At 73.9% G+C, this 11,298-nt stretch carries 12 protein-coding genes; 5 read left to right on the top strand and 7 right to left on the bottom strand.

Annotated features, from left to right (window positions below; translation table 11 throughout):
* The coding region (locus tag H1A17_RS31545) for a beta-N-acetylhexosaminidase (protein WP_194823586.1) at window positions 1–1,654 on the top strand (1,654 nt) is incomplete at its 5' end.
* 796 nt (window positions 1,655–2,450) lie between these two features.
* On the top strand, window positions 2,451–3,107 hold the full coding sequence (locus tag H1A17_RS31540; protein WP_145921252.1) for a C39 family peptidase: 657 nt from the start codon (window positions 2,451–2,453) through the stop codon (window positions 3,105–3,107).
* A gap of 92 nt (window positions 3,108–3,199) precedes the next feature.
* Here the strand turns inward: H1A17_RS31540 and dusB are convergent, their stop codons facing one another.
* From dusB to H1A17_RS31505, 7 genes are all read right to left on the bottom strand, one after another.
* Window positions 3,200–4,369: a tRNA dihydrouridine synthase DusB gene (gene dusB / locus H1A17_RS31535; protein ID WP_145921253.1), complete on the bottom strand. Its 1,170-nt coding sequence runs from the start codon at window positions 4,367–4,369 to the stop codon at window positions 3,200–3,202.
* 82 nt (window positions 4,370–4,451) lie between these two features.
* Complete coding sequence (locus tag H1A17_RS31530; RefSeq protein WP_145921254.1) at window positions 4,452–5,252, bottom strand: hypothetical protein; 801 nt, start codon at window positions 5,250–5,252, stop codon at window positions 4,452–4,454.
* Window positions 5,253–5,268: 16 nt separating this feature from the next.
* Complete coding sequence (locus H1A17_RS31525) at window positions 5,269–6,075, bottom strand: hypothetical protein (protein WP_194823585.1); 807 nt, start codon at window positions 6,073–6,075, stop codon at window positions 5,269–5,271.
* 43 nt (window positions 6,076–6,118) lie between these two features.
* The gene (locus H1A17_RS31520) at window positions 6,119–6,946 is read right to left on the bottom strand and encodes a hypothetical protein (protein ID WP_145921256.1); all 828 of its coding nucleotides are present in this window, start codon (window positions 6,944–6,946) and stop codon (window positions 6,119–6,121) included.
* 153 nt (window positions 6,947–7,099) lie between these two features.
* A complete protein-coding gene (locus H1A17_RS31515; protein WP_145921257.1) occupies window positions 7,100–8,479 on the bottom strand; it encodes a glycine--tRNA ligase in 1,380 nt (459 codons plus the stop codon).
* A gap of 116 nt (window positions 8,480–8,595) precedes the next feature.
* Window positions 8,596–9,069: a hypothetical protein gene (locus H1A17_RS31510; RefSeq protein WP_145922986.1), complete on the bottom strand. Its 474-nt coding sequence runs from the start codon at window positions 9,067–9,069 to the stop codon at window positions 8,596–8,598.
* Between the two features lie 237 nt (window positions 9,070–9,306).
* Window positions 9,307–9,648, bottom strand: a complete 342-nt coding sequence (locus H1A17_RS31505) for an antibiotic biosynthesis monooxygenase (protein ID WP_145921258.1) — start codon at window positions 9,646–9,648, stop codon at window positions 9,307–9,309.
* A 27-nt stretch (window positions 9,649–9,675) separates the two neighbouring features.
* On the opposite strand from H1A17_RS31505, the gene H1A17_RS31500 reads away from it, so the two are divergent.
* The 3 genes from H1A17_RS31500 to H1A17_RS31490 all read left to right on the top strand — a co-directional run.
* Window positions 9,676–9,933 carry a DUF6703 family protein gene (locus H1A17_RS31500; RefSeq protein ID WP_145921259.1) on the top strand — a complete coding sequence of 86 codons (258 nt, stop codon included), beginning with the start codon at window positions 9,676–9,678 and terminating at the stop codon, window positions 9,931–9,933.
* 54 nt (window positions 9,934–9,987) lie between these two features.
* The gene (locus H1A17_RS31495) at window positions 9,988–10,938 is read left to right on the top strand and encodes a metal ABC transporter substrate-binding protein (RefSeq protein ID WP_145921260.1); all 951 of its coding nucleotides are present in this window, start codon (window positions 9,988–9,990) and stop codon (window positions 10,936–10,938) included.
* A partial coding sequence (locus H1A17_RS31490) for a metal ABC transporter ATP-binding protein (protein WP_194823584.1) occupies window positions 10,935–11,298 on the top strand: 364 nt, incomplete at its 3' end. The genes H1A17_RS31495 and H1A17_RS31490, both read left to right, overlap by 4 nt.

Genomic DNA, 11,298 nt, shown 5'->3' with positions numbered 1-11,298 from the left:
GGCGCGCAGCGCCGCGGAGGCCGCCGGGCGGCTGCTCACCCGGCCGGCCCTCGGGTTGGGTGACGTGGTGCCGGCGCCCGCGTCGGTCCGGCCCAGTCCGGCCGCCGACTTCGTCCTCCCGGCCGACGCGGCGGTACGGGTCAGCGCCGACCCCGCCGCCCGGGAGGTCGCCGGCCACCTCGCCGAACTGCTCCGCCCCGCCACCGGCTACCCGCTCCCGGTCGCCGACCTGCCGCCCGCCCCGGGCCCGCTCCAGCTCACCCTCTCCGCCGCCGCGCCGCACGGCCCGGCGGCGACGGTGTCCGGCGACGCCGAGGGCTACCGGCTCGACGTCGGCACCGACACGGTACGGATCACCGCCGGCACCGCCACCGGCCTGTTCCACGGCGTGCAGACGCTGCGGCAACTGCTGCCGGCAGCCGTGGAGAGCCGGACCCCGGTGGCGCAGCACTGGGTGGTGCCCGGCGGCACGATCGTCGACCGGCCCCGCTTCCCCTACCGGGGGGCGATGCTCGACGTGGCACGGCACTTCTTCAGCGTCGAGGACGTCTGTCGGGTGATCGACCACCTGGCCCGGTACAAGCTCAACCACCTGCACCTGCACCTCACCGACGACCAGGGCTGGCGGATCGCCGTCGACTCCTGGCCCCGGCTGGCGACGGTCGGCGGGCGCACCGCGGTCGGTGGCGGCCCCGGTGGCTGGTACACCGCCGCCGACTACCGGCGCATCGTCGGACACGCCGCCCGGCGGCACGTCACCGTCGTGCCCGAGGTGGACCTGCCCGGCCACACCAACGCGGCGCTGGTCGCGTACCCCGAGCTGGCCCCGGGCAGGGTCGCGCCGCCGCCGTACACCGGCACCGAGGTCGGTTTCAGCTACGTCGACCCCACCGACGAGCGCACGTACGACTTCGTCGCCGACGTGCTCGGCGAGGTGGCCGCGCTGACCCCCGGGCCGTGGCTGCACATCGGCGGGGACGAGGCGTACAAGGTCAAGGGGGCGGCGTACACCGGGTTCGTGGAGCGGACGCAGCGGATCGTCGCCGGGCTGGGCCGGACCGTGGTCGGTTGGCACCAGATCGCCCCCGCCGGGCAGGTCGACGGCCGGGTGCTCCAGTGGTGGGGCACCGACGGCGACGACCCCACGGTGGCCGAGGCGGTACGCCGGGGCGCCCGGGTGATCCTCTCCCCCGGCAACCATGCGTACCTGGACATGAAGTACGCCCCGGACACCCCGATCGGGCACGACTGGGCCGGCCTGATCGACGTGCACCGGGCATACCACTGGGACCCGGCGACCCACCTGACCGGCGTCCCCGCCGAGGCGGTGCTCGGCGTGGAGGCCCCGCTCTGGACGGAGTCGGTGACCTCGCTCGCCGAGATCGAGTTCCTGTTCTTCCCGCGCCTGCCCGCCCTCGCCGAGGTGGCCTGGTCCGCGCCGTCGACCCGGGGCTGGACCGGCTTCCGGGAGCGGCTGGCCGGCCACGGCCCGCGCTGGCGCACCGCCGGCATCACCTTCCACCCGTCGCCGGAGATCCCCTGGCCCGCCGCGCCGGCCGGGCGGCATCTCCCCGACGCCGCAGGTACGCACCGGAATCCCGCCCCCGACCAGCCCGCACCGGGCCGAGACGCCACCACACCCGACACGCGCTGACCCAAGTCACCGCTCAACTTCCCGACCTCCCCGCACAGCGGGCACCCCAACCCGGCGGACTCTGCGGCACGGCGAGTTCTCCGACCTGCCGGAGGATCGCCGGCCGCTGCCCCACCACCTCCGATCACCGTCAGTCACTTCCGACACGAAAGCCACATCTATCACACAGCGTGACCGTTTCTGGCCATGATCAGCGGCCACCTTGCACCCCATCCGCCCCCCAACCCACCCTGAGCTGCGCACTCTCGTCACCTCCCGGCAACCACCACACACCTCCCTCGCACGCTTTGCTCTGCTGCCACATACGCACCAGGCACACGGAGTGACTGTCGCGGGGAGGGTGGCAGAGCAAAGCGTGCGGAGGGGCAAGTGGCACGGGGGTGGTTTGTGACTGTGAGTGACCGGGTGGTGGGTTGCCGACGGGTGTCGTCGGTAGCGACGCTGCGATGACGGATCGGCCCACCGGCGGGTGACGGGGGCCACCCGTGGGGCGGAATCGTCGGCCGGCCGGGGTCGTTACACCTGGTATCCGCGATCGCCTGGCCGGTCGCCGGCTCGGCCCCCCGACCAGCAGGGCGGCGTAGCGCCACCCGGCACCCGGCCGGCAGAGCCGAGCCACCCGGTCAACGGAGGCGGGCGGTGGAATGCCTGAACCGGCGAACCGGTTGTGCCTCCCCGGCCGGCATCCCCGCGATCGCCGGTCCGATCTTCCTCTTCACCTGCCGATGTGGCACCACCGCGTCACCGCACCCCCTGCGGGACGCCGTGGAACCCCCGACACGCAGAGGAGCACGCCATGCGTACCGACATCCTGCGGAAGACCGTGCTCACCGCCGCCGGCCTCGCCGTCACCGCCGGTGGCATCGCCGGCCCCGCGCTGGCCGCGCAGGCCGCCGAGACCACCCGCCCCGCCGCCGTCGTGCAGACCGACCGCAAGCCGGCCGGCGAGCGTGAGCTGAAGGTCGACTACGCCGCGCAGCCCAACTTCTACTACTGCGGCCCGGCCGCCGCCCGTAACGCGCTGAGCGTGCAGGGCAAGAACATCGACGTGGACGCCATGGCCAAGGAGATGGGCACCACCGAGAGCGGCACCGACAGCATCAACGACATCACCCCGATCCTGAACAAGGAGACCGGCCGCAAGGACGCGTACCGCAGCACCGAGATCCCGGCCGGCAAGGTCGACGGCAAGCGGATCGACCGGCTGCGCGCCGACATCGTCCGGGCCGTGGACGACGGCCGCGCCGTGGTCGCCAACATCGCCGGCACCGCCACCGACACCGACGGCAACACCCACTCCTTCGAGGGCGGGCACTACATCAGTGTCGTCGGGTACCGCGACGGTGGTCGGGTCGTGACGATCGCGGACTCCGCCAACCCGGACACCGCCTCCTACCGGATCGACGTCGGCGAGCTGGCCCACTGGATCGCCAGCCGTGGCTACGCCTCCTGACCCGCGCCGACACGCGAAGGGCCGACCCCCGATGGGTCGGCCCTTCGTCGTTCGGCACCCCGGGCCGCACTCTGACGGCGGGCGGGCCGGCCTCAGCCGCCCGAGTCGTCCAGCTCGGCGCCCTCGGGGACGGTGTCGTCGTCCCGGCTGTCCAGCCAACCCTCCGGCAGGAAGACCTTGCCGGGGGAGTTCGTCCGGCCACGCGGCTGACCCAGGGCGGCCACCGGGAACGGTTCGCCCGCGTCGAGCTTGCCGAGCAGGTCGTCGAGCTGGGCCAGGCTCTCGATCATGGCGAGTTCCCGGCGTAGTTCGCTGCCGACCGGGAAGCCCTTCAGATACCAGGCGACGTGCTTACGGAAGTCGGTGCAGCCGTCCCGCTCGCCCCGGGCCGGGGTACGCGAGCCGGCGGTGAACTGGTCGACCAGCAGTTCGGCGTGCCGCCGTATGGTCACGGCCACCTCGCCGAGGGTCGGCATCCGACGCTCCGGCCGGCCCTCGAACGCGGCCTGCAGGTCGGCGAAGAGCCACGGCCTGCCCAGGCAGCCCCGACCGACCACCACCCCGTCCACCCCGGTGTGGGCCACCATCCGCAGCGCGTCGTCGGCCTCCCAGATGTCGCCGTTGCCGAGCACCGGCACGTCGAGCGCCTGCTTGAGGGTGGCGATGGCGTCCCAGTCGGCGGTGCCGGAGTACCGCTGCGCGGCCGTCCGCCCGTGCAGGGCCACCGCCGCCACCCCGGCGTCCTGGGCGGCCAGCCCCGCCTCGACGTACGTCAGGTGGTCGTCGTCGATGCCCTTGCGCATCTTGACGGTGACCGGCACCCCGGCGGGGGACGCGGCGTCCACCGCGGCCCGCACCAGCCGGGCGAACAGCCGCCGCCGCCACGGCAGGGCCGACCCGCCGCCCCGCCGGGTCACCTTGGGCACCGGGCAGCCGAAGTTCAGGTCGATGTGGTCGGCGAGGTCCCGTTCCACCACGATCCGCACCGCCTGGGCGGTGACCTCCGGGTCGGTGCCGTAGAGCTGGAGGCTGCGGGGCCGCTCGTCGGCGCCGAAGGCGATCATGCGCAGGGTCTTCGGGTTCCGCTGCACCAGCGCGACCGTGGTGATCATCTCGCAGACGTAGATGCCGCCGCCCTGCTCCCGGCAGAGTTGCCGGAAGCCGACGTTGGTGATGCCGGCCATCGGGGCGAGCACCACCGGCGGCCACACCTGGTGGGGGCCGATGGTGAGCGGACGAAGGACCGCAGCGGGACTGGTCACGTACCCCAGAATCCCATGCCGGCGGCGGCCCGCCCACCGCCGGTGGCCCGCCCCTCGGGCGAACCCGGCCGTCGGGTACGGCTCAGGACCCCTCGGGGACGGTCAGGACCAGCCCGCAGACGTCCACGATGACCGAGGTGGCCGCGTTGACGTGGACGCCGAACGACAGCGGGGTGCCCTGGTGGCTGCCCAACTGCACCTCCACCAGGTTCGACAGCACCTGGTTCGGCCCCCACCAGTTCAGCGAGGACGTCCCCGGCCGGGCGATGGACGAGCTGTACGCGGTGAGGAAACCCCCGGAGACGGTGCCGGCGACGGTCACGTTGACGTACGCGGCGGTGGCCCTCCCGGCCAGGGCCGGCGGCACGGCGCGCACCGTGACGTGCAGCGCCCGGCCGGCACCCAGCCTGCCGGCCACCACGTCGCCCGCACCGGCGACCACGTTCGCGGCGTAACGGTCCATCGCCCGGGTGTCGAGGATGCGCACCGGGGCGACGGCGAGCGTCCGGTTGGCCCACCGGGACGTGCTGACATACCGCCTCGTCCCGTCCCGGCCGCCGATGACCAGGTCACCGGAGTCGGTGACGGCCAGCGAGCCGGTGGGCAGCTCCGCCGGGATCGACGCCTCCGGGGTGGGGGCGAGGACCAGCGGTGGACGCCCCCCGTCGTGGGTGAGGGTCAGCGTCGGGGCGTCCGACGACCCCCCGGTCAGCAGCGTCCCGGCGGTGCCGGCGTCGTTGGGCTGCCCGACCCGCACCGGCTCACCGGCAGCGGCCTCCGCCGGGGTGACGACGACGCCCCCGACCACCACGCCCGCACCGACGGCCACGCCGCCCCGCACGAGCTGACGCCGGGTGGTCGCACGGGTCCGGTCACTGCTCACGTCGTTCCCCTCCCGGTCAGACACCGGTCCGTCCTCCGCGTCCGGCGGCTGCCCTGATCGTCCGGGCGCGCGCCCCGGCCGCACCCGGACGGCCACCGGACGCACCGGCCAGCACCGAATCCGGGTGGTACACCAGCAGGCCGGTGACGTCGAGGATCACCGCCGCCGCGCCGGCCGCCACCCAGACGGCCACCACGTCCGGGTGGTAGTCCCCGTCGACGGTCTCGTAGCCGCCGAGCTGGGAGATGACCCCGTTGGAGAGCAACTGGCCGGCGTCCCACCAGTTGATCGTGGAGGCGGTGGGCAGCGCGCCCCGCCCCCAGACCGTGGCGTATCCGGCCCGCGCGGTGTCGGCGACCGTGACGTTGCCCATCAGGCCGTCGCCGTACGCGACGACGCCCCCCAGGTGGACGACCAGCAGGGTGTCGGCGAGCACCCGGCCCCGCGGGTCGACCCGGCCGGCGCCTTCCAGCAGCCGGGCCCGGCCGGCCGCGCTGCGGCTGTCCAGCACCCGGATCGGCGGGATCGGCACCAGCATGGTGGCGTTCGCCGTGGTCAGCGTCTCGTGCTGCACCACCGCGCCGTCGACCATCCGCTGCACGCCCAGCCCGGCGGCGGTCGACACCAGCCCGCCGTCGCATCCCGGACCGGGCGGCCGGCGGGTCAGCCGGAGGGTGGCGCCACCGGCGCTGTTCGCCAGGGCCAGCGTGGCGGCCCCGCCGTCGGCGGCGCTGGTCACGGTGGTGTGCGCGGTGCCGGTGGTGGTCCCGCCGAGGACCACCGGGTCCCCGGTCGCGGAAGGGTCACCTGCGGACGATGTCATGCTTCGTTCCCCCGGGGGCGGATGCGGCGGGGCGGCGGGTCGCCTAGGCACGGCCGGTGAGCACCTGGCTCGGGTGACCGACGAGCAGGCCGGTCAGGTCGAGGATCACGTGGGTCGGCGAGCTGGTGGCCTGGAGGGTCAGCACGCTGTGGTACGCCCCCAGGGTGCCGAGCGCGGTGAACAGGAAGTTGGACAGGATCTGGCCGCTGGTCCACCAGTTGACCGTGGAGGTGGCCGGCCGGGGGCCGCTGCCCCACACGGTCAGCACGCCCCCACCGGTCATCCCGGTCACCGTCACGTTGCCCTTGACCGCCCGGCCGTCCCGGACGTAGCTGTCCAGGCTGAGCACGATCGGCCGGCCCGGCACCAGCCGGCCGGTGGCGTCGAGGTCGCCCGCGCCGGAGACGATGGCCCGCCGCAGGTCCGGCTGCCGGGTGTCGAGCACCCGGGTCGGCACCACCGCCACCGAGGTGGTCGCCCACTGCGACGTCCAGGCCCAGCCGGTGGTGCCGTCCCCGGCGTCCGTGCCGGCCCGGACGACGAGGTCGCCGTGCTCGTCGACGGCCAGGGTGCCGGGTTCGGCGTCCAGCACCTGCGGGTGGAGGCGGTCGCCGGGCACCAGCCGCAGCGGGGCGCCCCCGGTGTTCGCCAGCACCAGCGTGCCGTCCCCGGCGGTGGCCTGCACGGTCGTGGTGGCCGGGCCGGCGTCGTTGGTCGTACCCAGGGTGAGGTTCCCGCCCGGGGCGGCGCGGGCCGGGTCGGGCCGGGCGACCGTGACGGCGACGCCGGCCGTGGCGGCGGCGACCGTGGCGGCCCGGCGCAGCAGGCGACGGCGGTCCGGGTCGTGCTCCGGTTGCGGCGCACGCGTCATTTCCCACCCCCGTTGCGATATCCAGCACCGCGAATGCTGGCACGGCACACCGGCCGACTCAAGGACCCGGACGGACGCGGACCGGCCCCGCCCCGGTCAGGGGGCGGGGCCGGTCCGACGGTGGCCGGGCCGGGCGACCCGGATCCGGCGTGGTCAGCAGCCGGGCAGGCGCTCGATCAGGTAGCGCTCGACCTGGTCCAGGGCGACCCGTTCCTGGGCCATGGTGTCCCGGTTCCGCACGGTCACCGCGTCGTCGTCGAGGGTGTCGAAGTCGACGGTGACGCAGAACGGGGTGCCGATCTCGTCCTGCCGGCGGTAGCGGCGGCCGATCGCCTGCGAGTCGTCGAACTCGACCACCCAGCGCTTGCGGAGCTGGGCGGCGAGCCCCTTGGCCTTGGGCGAGAGCGCCTCGTTGCGCGACAGCGGCAGCACCGCCACCTTGACCGGGGCCAGCCGGGGGTCGAAACGCATCACGGTGCGCTTGTCGACGCCGCCCTTGGTGTTCGGGGCCTCGTCCTCGTCGTACGCCTCCAGCAGGAACGCCAGCACCGCGCGGGTGAGGCCGGCGGCCGGCTCGATGACGTACGGCACCCAGCGCTCGTTGCGGGTCTGGTCGAAGTACGACAGGTCCACGCCGGAGTGCTTACTGTGCGTGGACAGGTCGAAGTCGGTGCGGTTGGCGACGCCCTCCAGCTCGGCGAACTCGGTGCCGCCGAAGCGGAACCGGTACTCGATGTCGACGGTGCGCTTCGAGTAGTGGGAGAGCTTCTCCTTGGGGTGCTCGTAGAAGCGCAGGTTCTCCTCGGAGAGCCCCAGGTCGAGGTACCAGTTCCAGCGTTCCTGGAGCCAGTACTCGTGCCACTGCTCGTCGGAGCCGGGCTCGACGAAGAACTCCATCTCCATCTGCTCGAACTCGCGGGTGCGGAAGATGAAGTTGCCCGGGGTGATCTCGTTGCGGAACGACTTGCCGGTCTGCGCGATGCCGAACGGCGGCTTCTTGCGGGCGGCGGTCGCCACGTTGTTGTAGTTGACGAAGATGCCCTGGGCGGTCTCCGGGCGCAGGTAGTGCAGGCCCTCGTCGCTCTCCACCGGGCCGAGGTAGGTCTTCATCAGGCCGTTGAACATCTTCGGCTCGGTGAAGGTGCCCTTGTTGCCGCAGTTGGGGCAGTTCAGCTCCTGCAACGAGGTCAGCGGCTTGCCGTGCTTCTCGGCGTACGCCTCCTCCAGGTGGTCGGCGCGGAACCGCTTGTGGCAGGACTGGCACTCGGTCAGCGGGTCGACGAACTCGGCGAGGTGGCCGCTGGCCTCCCACACCTTGCGGGCGAGGATGACCGCCGAGTCGAGGCCGACGACGTCGTCGCGCTGCTGGACCATGGCCTTCCACCACTGCCGGCGGACGTTCTCCTTCAGCTCCACGCCGAGCGGACCGTAGTCCCACGCCGACCGGGTGCCTCCGTAGATCTCGCTGGAGGGGAAGACGAAGCCTCGGCGCTTGGCGAGGCTGACGACGGCGTCGATACGGTCGGCTGGCATGTTTCCTCCTACGCCGGCTGGCGGTCGGCGTGGCCATGAAGACGGGTGGGACCGGACGGCCCGGGACAACGGTACGACCAGCAGCGCCCCGGGCCCAGCAGAATACCGGGGACGGCTCAGCTGACCCCGCAGACCTCCATGCCGCCGGTCTGCTGGTCGGCGGCGAGGGTGACCTGCTGGGTGTCCCGCCCGCCGCCGCTGAAGGTCACGTCGACCGGCACGGTGAGGGTCTGCGGGTCGACGTCGCCCACCCGGTAGCTGGCGACGGCCGGTTCCTCGGCGACCCGGCGGGCGAACTCGCCCCGCGACTCCCGCCGCCGCGCGTCCTCGCAGAGCGCGTCGTACGCCTTGCCGTACTCCTTGGCGACCAGGGCGCGGTAGTAGTCGTCGGTGACCGCCTGGCCCTGCTCCTCGATGGCCTGCACGTTGCTGACGACCAGCCCGACGGCTGCCGCGCCACCGCCGCCGCAGCAGATCAGCAGGGCCAGCGCGCCGACGCCGAGGCCCAGCCAGAGCCGCTTGCGGCTGCCCTCGGTGGGCGGGGCGGCGAACGGGGGAGCCACCCCGGGCCCCTGGGGCGGCGGGGGCACCCCCGGGTCCGACGGCGGGGTGGGCACGCCCGGGGCACCCGGCGGGAGGGGCGTCCCCGGGCCACCCGGGGCGGCGGGCGGCGGTGCGCCGTCCGGGCCGGGTGTCGCGGGGTACGGCGGTGGGGCTGCCGGGCCGGGAGCGGTCATAGGAGCAGGGTAGTGCCACCGGGCTCGACGCTGCGGACTCGCGGCCCGATCGGGCTCAGCGCTGCCTGCGGACACGCGGCCCGGTCGGGCTCAGCGGTGCGGGCGCGCGGCCCGGTCACTGTCGACGACGACCACCTCGCCGTCGGGGGCCGCGCCGGCCAGCGTCTCGTACGCCGAGGGTTCGTCGACCGACTCGGCGAGCAGCGGCACGGCGGTGATCTTGACGTCGAACCCGCCCAGCGCCCGCCGGTACGTCCCGACCGACTCCCACTCGGTGAGCAGGCACCAGTGCCGGGGGTCGTCGAGGGCGCGCAGGAGTTCACCGCGCCGGTAGCCGGGGCGGGCGGCGAGCGCGGCCAGCGCGGCGTGCGCCCGGGCGGTGAAGTCGTCCGCCGCCTCGACGGCGACCACGAACCGGTTGGTGACCAGCACCGGGTTCCTCCTCGTAGAGTCTGTGGGATGCAGCCTACGCAGCGCCCCCTGCTGGCCCGGTTGGCCCGGGCGAACCCGACGTCGGTGTTCCTCGCCACCCTGGCGCTGGTGCTGGTGGCGCTCTTCGCGCCCGGCCCGGTCGGTGGTCTGCTGCTGCTGGCGCTGGCCGCCGGGCTGGCCTACCTGCTGACGGTCACCTGGCCGGTGCAGGCGCCGCAGACCCGGCTGATCCGGTTGGTGATGCTGACGCTGCTGGTCACGGTGGCCCTGGTCAAGCTCTTCTGACATGCACTCATGCGTTTTTGACAATCATTCTCGTTTTCACGGACAGTTGCCGACATGACCACCCGCACCCGGTTCCGCGCCCTGACCGCCGCCACCGCCCTGCTCGCCCTGACCGGTCTCACCGCCTGCTCGACCGAGGGCGCCGGGGCCGACCCGGACCGGGTGGACGTGGTCGCCGCCTTCTACCCCCTCCAGTTCGTCGCCGAGCGGGTAGGCGGGGACGCGGTCACCGTCACCAACCTGGCCAAGCCGGGTGCCGAGCCGCACGACCTGGAACTCAACCCCCGCCAGGTCGGCCAGGTCAGCGAGGCCGAGCTGGTCTTCTACCTCAAGGGCTTCCAGCCGGCGGTGGACGAGGCCGTCGCGCAGAACGCCGCCGACCGGGCCTTCGACGTGACAGGTGTCGCTCCGCTGCGCGACGCGACAGCCGGCGGGCACGACCACGACCACGAGGGTGAGGACGGTCACGCCGAGGAGGAGAACGGCGGCAAGGACCCGCACCTCTGGCTCGACCCGACCCGGCTGGCCACCGTCGCCGACAAGCTGGCCGAACGGCTCGGCGCCGTCGACCCCGACCGGGCCGCCGACTACACCGGCCGGGCCCGGACGCTGCGCGGCGAGCTGGAGAAACTCGACGCCGAGTACACCGCCGGCCTGAAGACCTGCCAGCGTCGGGAGATCGTGGTCAGCCACGCCGCCTTCGGTTACCTCGCCGAGCGTTACCAACTGGAGCAGATCGGCCTCACCGGGCTCACCCCGGACACCGAGCCCGCCCCGCAGCGGCTGGCCGAGGTCGCCCGCGAGGCCCGCGAGCACGGCGCCACCACGATCTTCTTCGAGACGCTGGTCAGCCCGAAGGTCGCCGAGACCATCGCCGCCGAGGTCGGCGCGAAGACCGCGGTGCTCGACCCGATCGAAGGGCTCTCCGCTGACGGGGGTGGGGACTACCTTTCGGTGATGCGCACCAACCTGACCACGCTCCGTACCGCCCTGGGGTGCTCGTGACCGCTCCCGTCATCCAGGTCGCGCACGCCACCGCCGGCTACGACGGCCGGCCGGTGCTGCGGGACGTCTCGCTGACCGTCACCGCCGGTGAGGTGGTGGCCGTGCTCGGGGCCAACGGCTCCGGCAAGTCCACCCTGATCCGGGCGGTGCTCGGGCTGGTCCCGCTGGGCGCCGGCACGGTCGAGCTGTTCGGCGTCCCGCAGCGCCGGTTCCGGCAGTGGCACCGGATCGGGTACGTCCCGCAGCGCCTCGGCGCGGGCAGCGGCGTGCCGGCCACCGTCCGTGAGGTGGTGGCCTCGGGACGGCTGGCCCGCCGGGGCGTGCTGCGCCCGCCGGGCCGGGCCGACCGGGCCGCGGTGG

Origin of the sequence: Micromonospora sp. S-DT3-3-22 (genome assembly GCF_015354745.1) — a bacterium.
GTDB classification, from domain to species: domain Bacteria; phylum Actinomycetota; class Actinomycetes; order Mycobacteriales; family Micromonosporaceae; genus Micromonospora; species Micromonospora wenchangensis.
Note: the sequence above shows the minus strand (reverse complement) of the source record. Positions and strands in the feature narration are given on the sequence as shown.